Origin of the sequence: Bradyrhizobium sp. Pha-3, assembly GCF_042258615.1 — a bacterium.
In the GTDB taxonomy this organism is placed as follows: domain Bacteria; phylum Pseudomonadota; class Alphaproteobacteria; order Rhizobiales; family Xanthobacteraceae; genus Bradyrhizobium.
In genome coordinates, this window is the sequence record NZ_CP170152.1 from 6,776,871 (window position 1) to 6,794,520 (window position 17,650).

General features: G+C 64.8%; 13 protein-coding genes. 7 read left to right on the top strand and 6 right to left on the bottom strand.

From position 1 onward, the window contains the following. Positions 1-17: 17 nt before the first annotated feature. Positions 18-1,781 (bottom strand): ABC transporter ATP-binding protein, encoded by a 1,764-nt coding sequence (locus tag ACE10Z_RS31900; RefSeq protein ID WP_375784318.1) that lies wholly within the window; start codon positions 1,779-1,781, stop codon positions 18-20. A gap of 311 nt (positions 1,782-2,092) precedes the next feature. On the opposite strand from ACE10Z_RS31900, the gene ACE10Z_RS31905 reads away from it, so the two are divergent. The 6 genes from ACE10Z_RS31905 (at position 2,093) to ACE10Z_RS31930 (ending at position 8,044) form a co-directional block, all read left to right on the top strand. Then, positions 2,093-3,160, top strand: coding sequence for a glycosyltransferase family 4 protein (locus tag ACE10Z_RS31905; RefSeq protein WP_375784319.1), 1,068 nt, complete (start codon positions 2,093-2,095; stop codon positions 3,158-3,160). A gap of 301 nt (positions 3,161-3,461) precedes the next feature. After that, positions 3,462-4,715 (top strand): ABC transporter substrate-binding protein, encoded by a 1,254-nt coding sequence (locus ACE10Z_RS31910; protein WP_375784320.1) that lies wholly within the window; start codon positions 3,462-3,464, stop codon positions 4,713-4,715. Between the two features lie 16 nt (positions 4,716-4,731). Next, positions 4,732-5,601 carry a branched-chain amino acid ABC transporter permease gene (locus ACE10Z_RS31915; protein ID WP_375784321.1) on the top strand — a complete coding sequence of 290 codons (870 nt, stop codon included), beginning with the start codon at positions 4,732-4,734 and terminating at the stop codon, positions 5,599-5,601. Then, positions 5,601-6,587: a branched-chain amino acid ABC transporter permease gene (locus tag ACE10Z_RS31920; protein ID WP_375784322.1), complete on the top strand. Its 987-nt coding sequence runs from the start codon at positions 5,601-5,603 to the stop codon at positions 6,585-6,587. The genes ACE10Z_RS31915 and ACE10Z_RS31920 overlap by 1 nt, the downstream gene beginning before the upstream one ends. Before the next feature lie 10 nt (positions 6,588-6,597). After that, complete coding sequence (locus tag ACE10Z_RS31925; protein WP_375784323.1) at positions 6,598-7,347, top strand: ABC transporter ATP-binding protein; 750 nt, start codon at positions 6,598-6,600, stop codon at positions 7,345-7,347. Next, entirely contained in the window at positions 7,340-8,044 is a 705-nt protein-coding gene (locus ACE10Z_RS31930) for an ABC transporter ATP-binding protein (protein ID WP_375784324.1), read from the top strand. Before ACE10Z_RS31925 ends, ACE10Z_RS31930 begins: the two co-directional genes overlap by 8 nt. Positions 8,045-8,582: 538 nt before the next feature. On the opposite strand, the gene ACE10Z_RS31935 is transcribed toward ACE10Z_RS31930, so the two are convergent. Beyond that, positions 8,583-10,526, bottom strand: a complete 1,944-nt coding sequence (locus ACE10Z_RS31935; RefSeq protein ID WP_375784325.1) for an alkyl/aryl-sulfatase — start codon at positions 10,524-10,526, stop codon at positions 8,583-8,585. A gap of 50 nt (positions 10,527-10,576) precedes the next feature. Continuing rightward, positions 10,577-12,397 carry a flavin-containing monooxygenase gene (locus ACE10Z_RS31940; RefSeq protein ID WP_375784326.1) on the bottom strand — a complete coding sequence of 607 codons (1,821 nt, stop codon included), beginning with the start codon at positions 12,395-12,397 and terminating at the stop codon, positions 10,577-10,579. 124 nt (positions 12,398-12,521) lie between these two features. On the opposite strand from ACE10Z_RS31940, the gene ACE10Z_RS31945 reads away from it, so the two are divergent. Further along, positions 12,522-13,310 carry an IclR family transcriptional regulator gene (locus tag ACE10Z_RS31945; protein ID WP_375784327.1) on the top strand — a complete coding sequence of 263 codons (789 nt, stop codon included), beginning with the start codon at positions 12,522-12,524 and terminating at the stop codon, positions 13,308-13,310. A 73-nt stretch (positions 13,311-13,383) separates the two neighbouring features. Here ACE10Z_RS31945 and ACE10Z_RS31950 read toward each other — a convergent pair whose 3' ends face one another. The 3 genes from ACE10Z_RS31950 to ACE10Z_RS31960 are packed head-to-tail and all read right to left on the bottom strand — an operon-like array spanning position 13,384 to position 17,379. Beyond that, positions 13,384-14,487, bottom strand: coding sequence for an ABC transporter ATP-binding protein (locus ACE10Z_RS31950; protein ID WP_375784328.1), 1,104 nt, complete (start codon positions 14,485-14,487; stop codon positions 13,384-13,386). Between the two features lie 15 nt (positions 14,488-14,502). Then, positions 14,503-15,528 (bottom strand): ABC transporter substrate-binding protein, encoded by a 1,026-nt coding sequence (locus ACE10Z_RS31955; protein WP_375784329.1) that lies wholly within the window; start codon positions 15,526-15,528, stop codon positions 14,503-14,505. A gap of 21 nt (positions 15,529-15,549) precedes the next feature. Then, positions 15,550-17,379 carry an ABC transporter permease gene (locus ACE10Z_RS31960; RefSeq protein WP_375784330.1) on the bottom strand — a complete coding sequence of 610 codons (1,830 nt, stop codon included), beginning with the start codon at positions 17,377-17,379 and terminating at the stop codon, positions 15,550-15,552. Positions 17,380-17,650 lie beyond the last annotated feature (271 nt).

Consider the following 17,650-nt stretch of genomic DNA (forward strand, 5'->3'; position numbering starts at 1 on the left):
CGCTTGATGACGCGGGGTCAGGCCGCGCTGGTGGAGAGGCGGCCCATCTCGCGCGCGACCAGGTCGCGGTAGGGACCCCTGCCCTTCACGAGGATATCGGGCGGACCGTCCTCGACGATCCGGCCGCCCTGCAGCACGAGCACACGGTCGAAGCTGCGCAGCGTCGCGAGGCGGTGCGCGATTGCCACCACCGTACGCCCGCGCATCAGGCGCGACAACGCCTCGCGGATCGCCTCCTCGGAGTCCGCATCGAGCGCCGCGGTGGCCTCGTCGAGCAACAGGATCGGCGCGTCCTTCAGGAAGGCGCGCGCGATCGCGATCCGCTGCCGCTGGCCGCCCGAGACCTTGACGCCGCGATCGCCGACGATGGTGTTCATGCCCTCCGGCAAGCTTTCGATGAAGTCGCAGCGCGCCGCAATCGCCGCCCGCCGCACCTCGTCGTCGGTGGCGTCCGGCCGGCCGTAGCGGATGTTCTCCAGGATCGAACGGTGGAACAGCGAGATGTCCTGCGGCACCACCGAGATCGCCGCGCGCAGGCTCTGCTGGGTGACGCGCGAGATGTCCTGGCCGTCGACCGTGATGTTGCCCTGCTCGACGTCGTAGAAGCGCTGCAGAAGGGTAAACAGTGTTGACTTGCCGCCACCGGACTGCCCGACCAGTCCGACCCGCTGGCCGGGCTGGATGCGCAGGCTGAAGCGCTCGAACACCTGCAAGCCGCCGGGATAGCGGAAGGAGACATTGTTGAAGGCGATCGCCGCGCCGCTCTTGACCAGCGTCTCGGCTTCCGGATGGTCCTTGAGCTCGTGCGGCTGCAACAGCGTCGCCAGCGCCTCGGTCAGGCGGGCAACATGCTGGGTGACGTCGACCAGCGCGACGGCGAGATCGCGGGTGGCGCTGAGGATCGAGATGCCGAGGGTGCAGACCAGCACGACGTCGCCGGTGGTCGCTGCGCCCTGCTGCCAGAGATTGAGCGCCCAGGCCAGCATCGCGATCGTCAGAATGACGGTCACGCCGGCGTGAACGAGGCGGAGCTTTTCGAGATAGCGCAGCGAACGGCCGCGCGCGACGAGTTCCCGATTCACGGTCGCGTCGAAGCGGTCGTGCTCATAGCCGAGGCCGCAGAACGCGCGCACCAGCGGCAGGTTGTTGATGACGTCGACCATTTCGCCGTCCACGGCGGCCGCCCTGTTGGCGAAATCGTCATGCAGCGGCCGGCCGGCGGCGGCCATGCGGAACATCGCCACCACCATGGTTCCCGCGATCAGGATCAGCACTGCTGACATGGTCACGCTGACGGTTCCAACCAGGGTGATCGCCGCGAAGGTCGCGATGCAAGGCGGCAACACGTTCCATACGAACATGTTCTCGACGGTGTAGACCGCGTTCGAGGTCGCCGTGATCCGGCTGGTCAGCATGCCCGGCAGCCGGTCCGTGAAATAGCTCGGCGCGTGGCCGGTGAGATGACGGAACATGTCGCGGCGAAGATCGCCGCTGACGCTGACGAAGGTGTAGCTCGCGGTCCAGCTCGCGATCCGCCACAGGAAGTTGTCGGCTGCGATCAGCGACATGAGCAGAGCGAATGCCAGCCATACGCCATTCGCGGCCGACGGTCCCGCCGACAATGCGTCGACCAGATTCTTCACGCCGTATTGCGTGCCTACCGAGCAGGCAACCGCCGCGACGACGGCCGACAAAATCACAACATGCGACGGGAGCCGCCGGCGCAGATAGCGCAGCACAAAGGGGAACGGGCGATGCGCGTATCCTGACAGATGATCCATGACGTCCTGCAAAAGCTGTTGAAGGTGAACGAGAAAATTTTAGTCGAAGCTCTCGTGCACGATGACGTGAAGGGCGGCGGTGGGATTCCTCGATGCAGCCATCACTGCGCAACAATTTTGCAACGCTGGCGTCGGCAAAAACGTGTTGAGGCGAGATGGCATCAGCAAGACCACAGTGTGATGGAAGAAAGAAGCGGCAGATCTCCCACACCTAAGGAACCTCGCACGTGCGAGAACGTTCCCGTCTTTGGCATGTCGCTGCCATCAGAGGGCTGAGGGTTCATCCACATTAAAAACATGGAGACGGAGAAATGCGCATCGCGCAGGTTGCCCCGCTGACGGAGGCTGTTCCCCCCAAGCTCTACGGCGGCACCGAACGGGTCGTGCACTGGCTGACCGAAGAACTTGTAACACTTGGACATGACGTGACGTTGTTCGCCAGTGGCGATTCACAGACCTCCGCGAAGCTCGATGCGACCTGGCCGAAGGCACTGCGGCTTGACGGTTCCGTCCGCGATCCTAATGCGCTGCACATGGTGATGCTGGAGCGCGTGCGGCAGAAGGCCGACGATGACGAGTTCGACTTCCTGCACTGTCATCTCGACTATTATCCGTGGTCGCTGTTCGCGCGCCAGCCGACGCCGTTCGTGACCACGCTGCACGGACGGCTCGACCTGCCGGAGCACCAGCCGGTCTTCAACACCTTCTCCAAGGTCCCGGTGATCTCGATCTCCAACGCGCAGCGGCGGCCGGTGCCGCAGGCGCACTGGGTGCGCACCATCCATCACGGCCTGCCGGAGAATTTGCTGACGCCGCAACCGGCCAAGCAATCCTATCTCGCCGTGCTCGGGCGCATCGCGCCGGAGAAGGGCGTCGATCGCGCGATCAAGATCGCAACCCGCTGCGGCATTCCGCTGAAGATCGCGGCCAAGGTCGATCGCGCCGACCAGGAATATTACGACGAGTTGATCAAGCCGCTGATCACCAGCAATCCGCTGGTCGAGTTCATCGGCGAGATCAGCGACCGCGAGAAGCCGGATTTTCTCAGCGGCGCGATCGGGCTCCTGGTTCCAATCGACTGGCCGGAGCCGTTCGGCCTCGTGATGATCGAAGCGATGGCCTGCGGCACGCCGGTCATCGCCTATAACCGCGGCTCGGTGCCGGAAATCATCGAGGACGGCCTGACCGGCTTCATCGTCGAGGACGAGATCAGCGCGGTCGCTTCCGTCGGCCGGCTCTCGACGCTCAACCGCGAAGCGATCCGCAAGCAGTTCGAAACCCGCTTCACCGCGCGCCGCATGGCACTCGACTATCTCGCCGCCTATCGCAGCCTGATGGAAGCCAAGCCGCGCTTCAAGCTGGTGGCGAGCGCGGAATAGCCGTTGCAGCGGCCGATCGAATGATCCGGCGGGCCGGCCGGCGCGGTCTGTGCCGGACCGTCGGGTCATTCGATTGTCAATAATGCCGTCGTATCCGGCGGCAACTCCCGTGCAGCGAAGCTGCTCATTTGGGCGCGTCGCGCGATTGCTGCGACGCACCAGCCGCAACGCGTTTCCCCGTGAGCCCGGCCGATATCGCCTTTGCGATTGCCGAATTACGTGCTCTTATGCGCCCGCTTGAGCAAAAAATAATAAGCGAGCGGACGGAGCAACCATGCCGCGCTCGCCCAGGGGGAACGACATGACAGGGGACCGAGAGCCGTCCGCCATTAATAATGCCGTACCGACCAAAGCCGCACGGAAGAAGCTGAACCGCCGCAAATTCCTGGTCAAAACCGGCGGCGTGCTCGCGGCCGGCGCATTCGGCGCGGTCCCGCTGCGCGGCTGGGCCGCCGACCCGATCAACATCGGCGCGCTCTATCCGAGCACCGGCGGCATGGCGCAGATCGGGATAGGCTGCGTTGCAGCAGCCAAGCTCGCGGTCGACATGGTCAACGAGGCCGGTGGCATCAAGTCGCTCGGCGGCGCCAAGCTCAACCTCATCGTCTCCGACGTACAGAGCGACACCACGGTGACGCGCACCGAGACCGACCGGCTCATCACCGGCAACAAGCTGTCGGCGATCCATGGCTGCTACGCCAGCGCGCTGACCTTGATCGCGAGCGAGGTCTGCGAGCGCGCCAGGGTTCCGATCATCACCGGATCGAGCTCCGACCAGCTCAACAAGGGACGCACCTACACCTTCACGCCGTTCGCGCGCGCCTCGCAATTCGCCAAGGCGCAATTGCAGATGGCCAAGCTCGTCAGCGACCAGGCCAAGGTCGCCGTCATCTTCGAGAACACCGCGTTCGGCACCTCGACCTCGAACGGGCTGAAGGAGCTGGCGCCCGCCGAAGGTGTCGAGATCGTGATGTTCGAGCCCTACTCGGCCGGCTTCACCGATGCCAGCCCGCTGATCAACAAGGTCAAGGCCTCAGGCGCCAACACGCTGTTCTCGCTGTCTTATCTCAACGACCTCATCCTGATCGTGCGCACCGTGAAGCAGGTCGGGCTCAACATCGCGATCAATGGCGGCTCGGGCGGCTTCGTGATGCCGGACTTCTACAAGAATGTCGGCAAGGCCGCCGAGGGCCTGCAGGGCGTGGCGCACTGGAACCACGACGTCAACGACGATGCGCAGAAGGTCAACGCCGAGTTCAAGAAGCGCACCGGCGAGTTCGCCTTCGAATACGCCGGCGGCCTGGTCGCGCAGACCTTTATGCTCGCCGACGCGCTGGAGCGCGCCGCCTCCGCCGATCCGAAGAAGGTCCGCGAAGCGCTGTCGACGCTCGACGTCTCCTCGGGTTACGCGGCGATGGCGCCGGGCGGCAAGGTGAAGTTCGGCCCCGACGGCAAGAACGTCTACGGCCGTCCGGTCGGCGTGCAGTGGCAGAATGCCGACCTCGCCAGCATCTTCCCCAAGGAAGACGCCCGCGCCCCGTTGATGAAGACCTGAACCGCGGTCGCATCGCATGTGGGAGACACTGGCCCAGGCTGTCATCAACGGCCTGCTCATCGGCGGCATCTACGCGCTCGTCAGCATCGGCGTCACGCTGATCTTCGGCGTGGTCAAGATCGTCAATTTCGCCCAGGGCGAGTTTGTGATGATCGGGATGTATATCTCGTTCTTCCTCGCCACCCAGTTCGGCATCGATCCGCTGGTCTCGCTGGTGGTCTCGATGCCGGTGCTGTTCCTCGCCGGCGTCCTGATCCAGCACTTCCTGATCCGCAGGGTGCTCGGACCGAACGACATGCCGCAGATCTTCCTGACCTTTGCGCTGTCGCTGCTGCTGCTCAATCTCTCGCTGATGCTGTTCAGCGCTAACTACCGCACCGTCCATACCTCCTATTCGGATGAAGCGTGGCACATCGGCGGGCTGTACATTCCGGTAGCGAAGCTGATCGCCTTTGCGGTCGCGATGGCGCTCAGCGGCCTGCTCTGGGTGTTCCTGCACACCACCGATCTCGGCCGAGCCATGCGCGCGGCGTCGCAGAACCGCGACGTCGCGATGCTGATGGGAATCAATCCCAACTGCGTGTTCGCGGTCGCGTTCGGCACCGCGCTGGCGCTCGCCGGCGCCGCCGGCTCGCTCTTGATGCCGTTCTATTCGGCCTATCCGTTCGTCGGCCAGGTGTTCGTGCTGATGGCGTTCGTCGCGGTCGTGATGGGTACGCTCGGCAATGTGATGGGCGCGCTGGTCGCGAGCCTGATGATGGGCGTAGCGGAGTCGCTCGGCATCCAGTTCGTCGGCGCGGATTCAGGCCTGATCGTGGTGTTCGCGCTGCTGCTGTTGACGCTCGCTTTCAGGCCGAGCGGCCTCGGCGCCAAAAGGGGCCGCTGATGCAGACCTCAGGCAACATGAAATGGCTGTGGCTGGCGATCGGGGCCATCGTCATGCTGGCCCTGCCCCAGTTCGTCACCTCGTCGTTCGCGATCGACATCTTCATCCGCATCCTGCTGTTCTCCTTCATCGGCGTCGCCTGGAACCTGATGGGCGGCTATGCCAAGCAGCTGTCGCTCGGGCACGCGGCCTATTTCGGGCTCGGCGCCTACACCTCGACCATCATGCAGGTGAACTACGGCATCTCGCCCTGGATCGGGATGCTCGCGGGCGGCGTGGTCGCGATGCTGGCGAGCCTGCCGATCGGCTGGCTCTGCTTCCGCCTGCGCGGCCCCTATTTCACCATCGCGACGATCGCGACCGCCCAGGTGCTGATGCTGATCTTCCTCAAATTCCGCGACTTTGCCTGGGGCGCCGAAGGCACCACGATCCCGAACCTCGGCAGCGCGCCGCTGATGATGCAGTTCGAGGAGAAGTCCTCGTATTACTACGTCGTGCTCGGCCTGCTCGTCGTTGGCCTCTGGATCACCCACCAAATCGAGAAATCCTGGATGGGTTATTACCTCGTCGCGATCGGCGAGGATGAGGATGCGGCCGAGGCGGTCGGCGTCAACGCACCGAAGGTCAAGCGCGACATCTACATGATCAGCGCGCTCCTGACTGCGCTCGCCGGGACTTTCTACACACAGTACATCTACTTCATCGATCCCGCGACCGCGTTCAGCTTCAGCGTCTCGATCGAGGCCGCGCTGGTCTCGATCGTCGGCGGCATCGGCACACTATGGGGCCCCGTGATCGGCACGGTGCTGCTGGAGACCACCTCGGCACTGCTGCAGAGCTGGCTCGGCAGCTCGGTGGGCGGCATCCAGCTCACGGTCTACAGCCTGATCCTGATGGCGGTGATCCTGTGGCGTCCAACCGGGCTGATCGGGTTTGCGACCGACGTCTATCACCGCACCCTCCGGCGCAAGCCGGCACGCGCCTGAGGTCGTTGCGATGGCAGAAGCACTGGTCATCAAGGGTCTCAGCAAGCGCTTCGGCGGCCTGCGTGCGGTGCAGGACGTCAGCTTCACCGTGCAGGAGAACGAGACGGTGGCGTTGATCGGGCCAAACGGCGCCGGCAAGACCACGAGCTTTCATTTGATCACGGGATTTCATCGCCCTGACTCCGGCTCGGTGCTCGCCTTCGGTCATGAGGTCGTGGGCCTCAGGCCACACGACGTCTGCGCGCTCGGCCTCGCCCGCACCTTCCAGGTGGCCAAGCCGTTCGGCGCGATGACGGTGCTCGCCAATGTGATGACCGGCGCCTTCCTGCGCGACCGCCATGTCGCCGCCGCGCGCAACAAGGCGCGCGAGGCGATCGAGTTCGTCGGCCTCGGCGCCAGGGAGGAGACGCCGGCCAAGGACCTCACCACCATCGACCAGCGCCGGCTGGAGATGGCCCGCGCGCTGGCGACGCAACCGAGAATCCTGCTGCTCGACGAGCTGATGGCCGGGCTCAACCCGGCCGAGATCGACCAGGCGGTGGCGCTGGTGAAAAAGCTCTCTGCCAGCGGCCTCACCATCGTGATCGTCGAGCACGTGATGCGCGCGATCATGGCTGTGGCCCGCCACATCGTGGTGCTCGACCACGGCCAGAAGATCGCCGAGGGCGCGCCGAAGGAGATCGTGGAGAATCCGGAAGTGATCCGCGCCTATCTCGGCTCTTATGTGCATCCGCCGGCGCCGGGAGACGCCCATGCTTGAGCTCTCCCGCGTCAGCGCCAGCTACGGCTCGGTCCCCGCCATCACCGATGTCAGCATCTCGATTGGCGAGGGCGAAGCCGTCGGCCTGTTAGGGGCCAACGGGGCCGGCAAGAGCACGACGCTGCGCGCCGTCTCCGGTCTCGTCAAGCTGTTCGGCGGCAAGGTCACCTTCGACGGCGTCGACCTTGCCACGCTGCCGCCCTACCGCATCCCAGAGCTCGGCATCGCGCACGTCCCGGAAGGGCGTCAGGTGTTCCCGGAAATGACGGTGCAGGAAAATCTCGAGATCGGCGCCTACACGCCGAAGGCCAAGGCGGATCGCGCGCGCACGATGGAGCTCGTCTACAGCATCTTCCCGCGGCTCGCCGACCGCAGGAAGCAGCTCGCCGGCACCATGAGCGGCGGCGAGCAGCAGATGGTCGCGGTCGGCCGCGGGTTGATGCTGAAACCGCGCCTGCTGATGCTGGACGAACCTTCGCTGGGCCTCGCCCCCGTGATGACCGACGTCACCTTCGAGAAGATCGGCGAGATCCACAAGATGGGTACCGCGATCCTCCTGGTCGAGCAGAATGTCAGCCGCGCGCTGTCCCTGGTGCAGCGCGCCTATGTGCTGGAAAGCGGCAACGTGATCATGCAGGGCTCGAGCGCCGAGCTCGCCAACAACAAGCAGGTGCAGGCGGCGTATCTCGGGATTTGAGCGAGCACTTATCGACCCGTCATCCCCGCGCAAAGGCTTTGCCTTTGTCGCTGGAGGAGCGCGAAGCGCGTCTCGAAGGATGAATCGGCCACCAGCCGGGCCGTCGCCCCTTCGAGACGCCGCTACGCGGCTCCTCAGGGTGACGGTGGCGGAGTGGCTCGATTCAGCGACGGATGGATTGCTTCGTCGCTTTGCTGCTCGCAATGACGTGGCCACATCTGGTCATCCCGTCATCCTGAGGTGCGAGCGGAGCGAGCCTCGAAGGATGCACGGCCCGACCGGTGGCCGTCGACCCTTCGAGACGCCGCTATGCGGCTCCTCAGGGTGACGGTGGCGGAGTTGCTTGATTCAGCGACGGATGGATTGCTTCGTCGCTTCGCTGCTCGCAATGACGTGGCCACATCTGGTCATCCCGTCATCCTGAGGTGCGAGCGGAGCGAGCCTCGAAGGATGCACGGCCCGACCGGTGGCCGTCGACCCTTCGAGACGCCGCTACGCGGCTCCTCAGGGTGACGGTCGACGTTTTGAGTATGTGGCTCTAGCTCACCACCGACCGCTTCGGCTCGACGATCTCGAACATGCGCGGGAATTCGTCCATCAACATCATCAATTCGCCGAGCCGCAGCGGCTCGCCTGATACCTTGACCTTGCCGGCGCCGACGGCTTCCGGGAATGTGGTCAGCTTGGCGATGACCTCGTCGAGCACGCCGCGCGCCAGCGTGAAGCTGGCATGCGCATCGGCGGCCTGCGCGCCCTTGACATAGGTCAGGGCAGAGTTCTCGAGATTGAGCACGAACGTCTCGCCGGTGTCGGTAAAGCTCCAGTTCAGCACGATGCGCTTTCCTTCGGCCTTGGGGCCGTTGAGGCGGACGCCGAGCACATCCCAGAGCTGCTCGGTGCGGAGCGCAGCCAGCGTCTCGCGCGGCATGGGCGAGCGCGGCGGCGTCTTCGGCATGCCCTGCCGCAGCTCCTGGGCGCCGAACAGATAGGCGTTGCGCCAGGTCGAACTCTCCGCAGCATAGCCGAGCTGCTCGAACGTATCGGCCAGCAATGCGCGAGCGGCCTGGTTGTCGGGCTCGGCGAACACGAGGTGGCTGACGGCCTGCGCGACGAAGCGGAATTCACCCTTGGCGAAATCAGCGGCGGCGCGTTTCAGGATCGCATCGGCACCGCCCATGTACTCGACATACTTCTTGCCGGCCTCGTCCGGCGGCAAGGAATCGAGATTGACCGGATTGGCATCGTACCAGCCGAGATACTTCTGGTAGATCGCCTTCACATTGTGCCTGATGTGGCCGTAATAGCCGCGGCCGTGCCAGGCGCCTTCGAGGCTTGAGGGCAGCCGGATCGTCTCGGCAATCTCAGCCGCATTGAGGCCATGGTTCATCAGCCGGATGGTCTGGTCATGCGCGTATTTGTAGAGGTCGCGCTGCTGGCGGATCATGGTGTCGATCCGTTCCTTGCCCCACACCGGCCAATGATGCTGGCCGCACATTGCTTCCGCCTTGCCGCCCCACATCTGCAACGCCTCGCCGAGATATTTCGACCAGGCCAGCGCATCGCGCACATCGGCACCGCGGAACGGCAGCAGGTTGTGGAAATTGTGCGTGCAGTTCTCCGCGAGGTTTAGCAGTCTGTAGCGCGGAATGAAGAAATGCATCTCCGCCGGCGCTTCGCTGTTCGGCGCCATCTGGAATTCGAACTCGACGCCGTCGATCACGCGCTTGTCGCCGGTCGCGATGATCAGGTCGGTCGGCCGCAGCAGCGCCACGCCGCCCGCTGCCATGGTCTTGCCGAGACCGCAATCGACCTGGCCGCGCACGCCCTTGGCGAGGAACGGCCCAAACTGGTATTGCGCGCGGCGCAGCATCGCCGGCCCCGCGATGATGTTCTCGGAGACCGCGTGCTCCATGAAGAAGTTCGGCGCGATGATCGGCACGCCCGCGGCCAGCATGGCGTCGTCGAGCACGCCGCGGGCACCGCCCCAATGGTCGGTGTGGGTGTGGGTGAAGATCACGGCGGCGACCGGCCGCTTGCCGCGATGCTGGAAGTACAGCTCCATCGCGGCGCGTGCGCCCTCGATCGAGGTCAGGGTGTCGACCACGATGACGCCCTTGTCGCCCTCGATCAGCGTCATGTTGGCGATGTCGAGCCCGCGCACCTGGTAGACGCCCGGCACCACCTCGAACAGGCCGTGGTGCATGTTGAGCCGCGATTGCCGCCACAGGCTCGGATCGACGGTCGCAGGCGCCTTCTCCTCGGAGAGGAAGCCGTAAGGCTCGAGACTCCAGACCACCCTGCCCTGGGCCGAGGTGACGCGCGCGTTCTCGATGGTGCCGAGGAAGCCGCGCGCGGCATCGTCGAAATCCCTGGTGTCGGCGAACGGCAGCGCTTTCAGCGTCGCTTCGTGCTGCGCGATGACCGGCGCGGATGCCGCCTTCGGAACTTCGTGCGACGTCTCACCTGCGGTTGTCTGGGTCATACTCAGGCACTCCCTCATCTGGCAGAAAATCAGTCCCGATCCCGCATCCCTCAGCGGAATTGCACGCCTTCGAACTGGCCGCTGCGGCGCCAGCCGTCGATGTATTTGAAGTAGGCCAACGCGCCCGCCGGATAGCCGACATTGAGCTTGGCGGCAGGCCCGGGCTCGCGTCCCTCATTGTTGTAATAGCCGGGCGTACAATCGGGTCCGCCGATCATTCGGCCGACCGCGGTCAGCAGCAGCTCGACCCAGCGATCCTCGGCTTCCTTGCTGACTTCGATTTCCTTGAAGCCGTTGTCCCGCGCATGAGCGACCATCAAGGCGATGGTCCGCGCCGCTTCCGTCAGGTTGTGCGGCACGTTGGAAATGAGATTGGCGCCCTGCGTCGGCTGCACGAAGAACACGTTGGGGAAGCCATGCACGTGGATGCCGTGCTTGGTGCGCATGCCCGCGGCCCAATGCTCCGACAGCTTCATGCCGTCGCGGCCGGTCAGATCGAAGCCCGCGCGCCTGCGATACTCGGTCCCCACCTCGAAGCCCGACGCGTAGATGATGCAGTCGAGCTTGTATTCCTTGCCCGCGACCACGATCCCGTTCTCGGTGATCTCCTCGACACCCTTGCCGTCGGTATCGATCAGGTGGGTGCCGGGTGTGTTGAAGGCCTGAAGATAGGCGTCGTGGAAGCATGGCCGCTTGCAGAGCTGACCGTACCAGGCCTTGAGGTTTCTGGCGGTCGCGGGGTCGCCGACGATGGCGTCGACCCGGTTGCGGATCTCCTCCATCTTCTCGAAGTCGGAATCCTCGAACACCGCCCGCATGTTTTCCACGGTGCGCTGCTCACGCGGCAGCAGCATCACCTTGGCGCGGATCCGCTTCGACAGGTCGGTCCAGCCGTCCTGCACAAGGTCTTCGTCGGCCGATCCACCGGCCTGGTTGGCGGTGAAATTCTCCAGCCAGCGCTGTTGCCAGCCCGGCGTCGCGATATCGGCGAACCAGTCCGGATCGATCGGGCCGTTGCCGCGCGCATCGACCGACGACGGCGTGCGCTGGAATACGTAGAGTTCCTTGCAGGCGCGCGCGAGGTGCGGAATGCACTGCACCGACGTAGCACCGGTGCCGATGATGCCGACGCGCTTGTCGGCAAGCTTCTCCATCGGCGCGCCTTTGGGATCGCCGCCGGTGTAGTCGTAATCCCAGCGGCTGGTGTGGAACGAGTGGCCCTTGAAGCGCTCGATGCCGGGAATGCCGGGCAGCTTCGGCACATGCAGCGGGCCGGTGCCGATGCCGACATATTGCGCGGTGAAGGCGTCGCCCCTGGTGGTGCGGACGATCCAGCGCGATTGCGCCGCGTCCCAGTCGAGGTTCGTCACCTCGGTGTGAAACAACGCGTTGTCGTAGAGATTGAACTGCCGGCCGATCCGCTGGCAGTGCGCCAGGATTTCGGGCGCATGGGCGTATTTCTCCGACGGCATGTGGCCGGTCTCTTCCAGCAGCGGCATATAGACCATCGACGCGGTGTCGCACTGCGCGCCGGGATACCGGTTCCAATACCAGGTGCCGCCGAAATCGCCGCCCTTCTCGACGATGCGGACATCCTTGACCCCGGCCTCGGTCAGCCGCGCCGCGGTGGCGAGCCCGGCGAAGCCGCCGCCGATGAAGGCGAAGGTGACGTGATCGGTCTTCGGCGCGCGCTCCACCACCGGCGTGTAGGGATCGTCGAGATAATGCGCGAGTTGGCCCTTGATCTGGAGATACTGGTCGTTGCCGTCGGGGCGCAGCCGCTTGTTGCGCTCCTCCTGATATTTCAGGCGCAGCCGCGCCTTGTCGATCGCGGCGGGCTTTGCGTCTCGGGCTTGGTCAGTCATCATCATCGCAAGGGCGCCTCGCTCCAGCGGTTCTTTATCCTTATTTCCGGCAGATAAACCGATATCGACACGATTTGCAAATTCATTTCGATATATTGACAAATCGATCCATCCGAGACCAATATTCCGTATGACAGCATCTTCCCCTGCCGAAATTCAGGCGGATCCGTCCTTTGCGACCACCCTGGCGCATGGGCTGGACGTGCTGGCGGCGTTCCGCCGCCACCCGGGCTCGCTGTCCAACGCCGAACTCGCGTTGCATACCGGCCTGTCGCGACCGACGGTCTCGCGGCTGACCTACACGCTGGAGCAGCTCGGCTATCTCAGGCGCGACGCCAAGGGCCGCTTCGTGCTCGGGCTCGGCGCGCTCGCCGCCGCCTATCCCGTGCTGTCCGCGCTGAAGGTGCGTCAGCTCGCGCGTCCGCTGATGCGCGATTTCGCGACTTATGCCGGCGGCACGGTGTCGATCGCGATGCCGTTCGGGATCGACTTCATCTATGTCGAGACACTGCGCACGACGGACGCGGCGCCGCATGTGCCCGACGTCGGCTTTGTCAGCACGCTGGCGCCGACCGCGGTCGGGCGCGCACTGCTCTCGCTGTTCACCGAAGAAGAGCTCGGCGCCTATGTCGCGCGCGTCAAGGCCGAACGTCCCGACGAATTCGACTACGTGCAGAAGCGCACATTGCCCGACGTCGACTCGTGCCGCGAGCGCGGCTTCGCCATCTCGCTCGGCGAATGGCGGCGCGAGATCTTCGGCGTGGCCGCCCCGCTCTATCGCACGCCGAGCGGCGAATGCCTGTCGGTCAATTGCGGCGTTCCGTCCTACCGCTTCAGCGCCGAGCAGATCGAGCGCGAATGCGGCCCGCGCATCCTCGGGCTCGCCCGCAGCATCCGCGCACTGGTGGAAGAGGCCTAGGCGGCGCCTCAATCGCACCCGTTGCCTGCCGTCGGGCCGCACTCGCGTCATTGCAAAGACCGCCGCAGCCACGCTAGTCAGGCGATGCCGGCCCATTGTCACGGTAAGCCCACAAGCATTCGCGCGGCAGCGCGACTTGTGCCTCGACGCCGACCTGATGGCGCGCGGCAGTGCCGAGCTCGATCGCCTCCAGCCGTTTGCCGAACAGCTCGATGCCGTAGGCGGTCTGCGTGCCCTGGTAGCGCCGGTCGAGCACCTTCGCTGCAAACGTATTGGCGCCATCGGGCCGGCCGATCGCGATGTTCTCGGGCCGCAGCGCCACGCGCACCTTCTCGTCGGGCGCCAGCGCCTGGAACAGCGCGACCTCGCCTCGCCGGCCGTCGCCGAAATCGACCACACCATAGCCGCCGTTGCATGCGACCAGCGTGCCGGCGAGCTCGTTGGTCGCGCCGGTGAAATTGGCGACGAACAGATCGGCCGGGCGGTTGTAGATCACGTCTGGCGTGTCCATCTGCAGCAGCTTGCCGTCGCGCATGACGCCGATCCGGTCGCCGAGCACGACCGCCTCGGCCTGATCATGGGTGACATAGAGCGCGGTCATCCCGGTCTGCTTGAGGATGACGCGGAGGTCGTCGCGCAGCCGCAGGCGCAGCTTGGCATCGAGGTTCGACAGCGGCTCGTCGAGCAGCAAGAGTTGCGGCCGGTACACCATGCTGCGCGCCAGTGCGACGCGCTGCATCTGTCCGCCCGACAGCGCCACCACCGGCCGGTCGGCATAGTCGGACAGCCCGACCAGCGCCAGTGCGTCCTCGACCATGCGGGCGGCATCGACGCGCCCGACCGTGCGGTGCTTCAGCGGATAGATCACGTTCTGCCGCACTGTCATATGCGGCCACACCGCATAGGACTGGAACACCATGCCGAGGTTGCGCGCGCGCGGCGGCACGAGGATGCCGCGCGCCGGTGACGAGACCACCCGCCCGGAAATGCTGATCTCGCCATCGGTCGGATGCTCGAGCCCGGCGACGCAGCGCAGCGTCGTGGTCTTGCCGCAGCCGGACGGCCCGAGCAGCACCACGATCTGGCCGGCCGGCACGCCAAAGCTGACGCCGTCGATCGCCGGGCGGCCGATCGCAAACTGCTTCCTGAGATCGCTGACCTCGAGTGTTGCCGTCATCGCTGCACCATCAGCCTATTGCCGGTAACCGAACGTCTTGTCCCACTCCGCCACCCACGCCGCATGCAGCTTCACATACTCGTCGAACTTCGGATACCAGAGCTTGACCAGCTTGGGATCGAAGCCCTCCGGAAAGGCCGGCGGCTCCTTCAAGGACGTAAGATTGCCGAGCTCCTTGATCATGAAGGTCTGCCCTTCCTTGGACAGGCACCAGTTCAGGAACAACTTTGCCGCATTGGGATGCGCTGCCGTCTTCGGAATGCCGCTCGCGTACGGATTGACCGGCGCGCCCTCGGGCGGGAAGAAGATCTCGATCGGCGCGCCGTCCTTCTTCTTCTGGTAGATCACGTTGTAGAGCAGCGGCGCGATCGCGATCTCGCCGCGCACCAGCGCGTCGGCCGTCGGCGCCCCGGAGGGATAGAGCACCGGATGGGTGGCGGCCTGCCTGGCCCAGTAATCCTCGCCGAGCACCTGGCGCTCGAACATGATCCGGGTCCACGTGGTGCCGCCGGACTGCGCGAACACCTGCCCGATCAGCTTGTCATATTGCGGCTTGGTCAGATCCATCCAGGATTTCGGCGGATCCTTCACCAGCTCGGTATTGTAGCCGATCGACCAGGCGATGGTGGCGCGCGGCCACAGCTTCGGCGAGATCAGCGCGTCCTTGCTGTAATCGGCCCCGTTCGGCGGCGCGTAGTCCTGGAACAAATCCTCCAGCGGCTGCATCAACGCGCGATCGGAGTGGTCGACGACGTCGGCGATCAATTTGCCGGCCGCGGCTTCAGTCCTCACGCGCGTGATGAGCTGCCCGCCGGGCGCACGGACCATCTCGACCTTGATCTCGGGAAAGCGCTTGTTGAAGGCCTTGATCACCTGCTGCTCGATCTCGGCGAAATTCGCGGTGTAGAACACGAGCTTGCCTTCGGCCTTCGCGGCCGCGATCAGTTCCGCCGAGCCGAACTCCTGGGCCCGCGCGGCCGGCGCCAACGCAATTGCTGCGACGCTCGCCAAAGCCAGTGTGGTGAAGGTTCGTCTATCCATCGCCAATCCTTCCCTTATTCGTTATCCGGTCCGCGCCACGTTGCCCTGCGCCGCCCCGCGCGATAGCCAGTTGGCGCCGCCGATCAGGACACCGAGCAGCACGGTCTGCACCAGGCTGAAGGCCGCCGTCTTTCCGATATTGCCGCCCTCGTAATAGTCGAGCAGCAGCACCGACATCACCATGGTGTTGCTGGTGTAGAGGAACAGCGACGAGCCGAGCTCGCGGATCGCGAGCACGAACAGCAGCGTCATCGACGCCAGCACGCCCGGCCGCGCCAGCGGCAGCACGATCGTCCTGATGGTGCCGAGCATGCCCCGGCCGCAGACCCAGGCGGCCTCTTCGAGCTCGCGGTGGATCTGCAGGAACGAGGTCGACAGCGCCTTCACGGTGTCGGGCATGAAGCGCGCGATGAAGGCGAGCGCCAGAATCCAGATCGTGCCGTAGAGCCCGCCGGGCACGCCGATCCAGGCCCAGAGATAGGCGACACCAACGACGAGCCCGGGGATGGCAACCGGCAAGGTCGAGATCAGGTCGATGGCGCCGCGTCCCGCGACGCGGGTGCGGTGGATGGTATAGCCGATCGCAAAGGCGAGCGCGCCACCGACGACAGCGGTGATGACACCGACCTCGATCGCGTTGTAGATCGACTTCATGGTCAGCGGATTGTCGAAGATGCTCTCGAAATGCATCAGTGAATATTGCCGCATGTCGAACAGGCTCGCGGCGTCGCGGATGAACATGAACTTGCGGAAGGCCGCGACGATCAGCGCCAGCGACGGCAGCACCACCACAATGAGCAAATAGACGATCCCGAGCGCGAAGGTGACCCAGCGCCATGGCCCGAGATCGAGGCTGCGCGGCCGGAATGCCTTGCCCGCAACGGCGGTGTAACTGCGCCCGCTCAGCATTTTCTGCTGCAGATAGACCAAGAGCCCCGTGACCATCATCAGGATGATCGCGACGGCGGCTGCGGTGTTGTAGAGCGGCGGCGACCAGTTGGTGAGCTTGAAGATGTAGGTCGTGAGCACGTTCAGATTGGTCGGCGCGCCGAGCACGGCCGGGATGCCGTAGATGCCGAGCATCACGATGAACGACAGCAGCATGCCCGAGACGATTGCCGGCATGATCAGCGGGAACGTCACGGTAAACAGGGTGGCGAATGCGCTGGCGCCGGAGATTTCAGCAGCCTCCTCCAGGCTCGGGTCCATGTTGCGCAGCGCCGACGACGTGAACATGTAAACATAGGGTGCGTAGTAGATGCCGAACACGAACACCAGGCCCCACATCGAATAGAGATCAATGCGCAGGTCGGAGCCCATCCACTTGAACATCGTGTTGATCAACCCGGTCTTCGGCGAGCCGAGGATGGCCCAGGCCACACCGGCCACCAGCGGCGGCGCGAACAGCGGCAGGATGCTGGCCGCGGCGATGAAGCCCTTGAACGGCGTGTTGGTGCGTACCACGATCCACGAGAACAAGAGCCCGATCGCAACCGCGATCACAGTGCCGCCGCCGCAGGCGATCAGCGTGTTGAGCAGCGCTTCGCCGACATTCGGATTGGCAAGCACGGCGAGGAAATTGGCGATCGACAGGTGGCTCAGGCTGTGACGGATGCCGTCGACCACCGGGTTGGTGTCGGTGAGCGCGCCGAGCAGCAGCATCAAGACGGGATAGATGACGAGGAAGCTGAGGATCGCCAGCAGCGCCGCGACCCAGAGGCCAGTGAATGCGCGGCGCCGGGTTCCCTCCCTGGCGCTTCGCACGGCTTCGCTGCGCCGGTCGGCCTGTCCGTGCAATGCGCGCTTCCCCTCTTGCGGCGCGATCTGACGTCGCGCCTGCTTGTATGCCAAGCGTAGTCGATCGCGACTGTGACGCAAGCTATCCGAAAGTCGCCTGCGTGCGGTTGTGTGACACACCGCGGGAACACGAACTCGATTGATCGCGCTCACGCGCTGCAAACTGAGCGTCGTCCTGGCGAAGGGCAGGACCCATAGCCGCCGCGTTTAATTGTGAAAGAGATCGCCGCCCCAACGACGCGCAACAATTCTCATTTAGGGTAATGGGTCCTGGCTTTCGCCAGGACGACGATGAGGATGGTTCTCGCGCGATACGACGTACTTC

Bases quoted from the DNA above. Each gene is read 5' to 3' on its own strand.
- ACE10Z_RS31900 (WP_375784318.1), bottom strand. From the start codon at position 1,781: ATGGATCATCTGTCAGGATACGCGCATCGCCCGTTCCCCTTTGTGCTG.
- ACE10Z_RS31905 (WP_375784319.1), top strand. From the start codon at position 2,093: ATGCGCATCGCGCAGGTTGCCCCGCTGACGGAGGCTGTTCCCCCCAAG.
- ACE10Z_RS31910 (WP_375784320.1), top strand. From the start codon at position 3,462: ATGACAGGGGACCGAGAGCCGTCCGCCATTAATAATGCCGTACCGACC.
- ACE10Z_RS31915 (WP_375784321.1), top strand. From the start codon at position 4,732: ATGTGGGAGACACTGGCCCAGGCTGTCATCAACGGCCTGCTCATCGGC.
- ACE10Z_RS31920 (WP_375784322.1), top strand. From the start codon at position 5,601: ATGCAGACCTCAGGCAACATGAAATGGCTGTGGCTGGCGATCGGGGCC.
- ACE10Z_RS31925 (WP_375784323.1), top strand. From the start codon at position 6,598: ATGGCAGAAGCACTGGTCATCAAGGGTCTCAGCAAGCGCTTCGGCGGC.
- ACE10Z_RS31930 (WP_375784324.1), top strand. From the start codon at position 7,340: ATGCTTGAGCTCTCCCGCGTCAGCGCCAGCTACGGCTCGGTCCCCGCC.
- ACE10Z_RS31935 (WP_375784325.1), bottom strand. From the start codon at position 10,526: ATGACCCAGACAACCGCAGGTGAGACGTCGCACGAAGTTCCGAAGGCG.
- ACE10Z_RS31940 (WP_375784326.1), bottom strand. From the start codon at position 12,397: ATGATGATGACTGACCAAGCCCGAGACGCAAAGCCCGCCGCGATCGAC.
- ACE10Z_RS31945 (WP_375784327.1), top strand. From the start codon at position 12,522: ATGACAGCATCTTCCCCTGCCGAAATTCAGGCGGATCCGTCCTTTGCG.
- ACE10Z_RS31950 (WP_375784328.1), bottom strand. From the start codon at position 14,487: ATGACGGCAACACTCGAGGTCAGCGATCTCAGGAAGCAGTTTGCGATC.
- ACE10Z_RS31955 (WP_375784329.1), bottom strand. From the start codon at position 15,528: ATGGATAGACGAACCTTCACCACACTGGCTTTGGCGAGCGTCGCAGCA.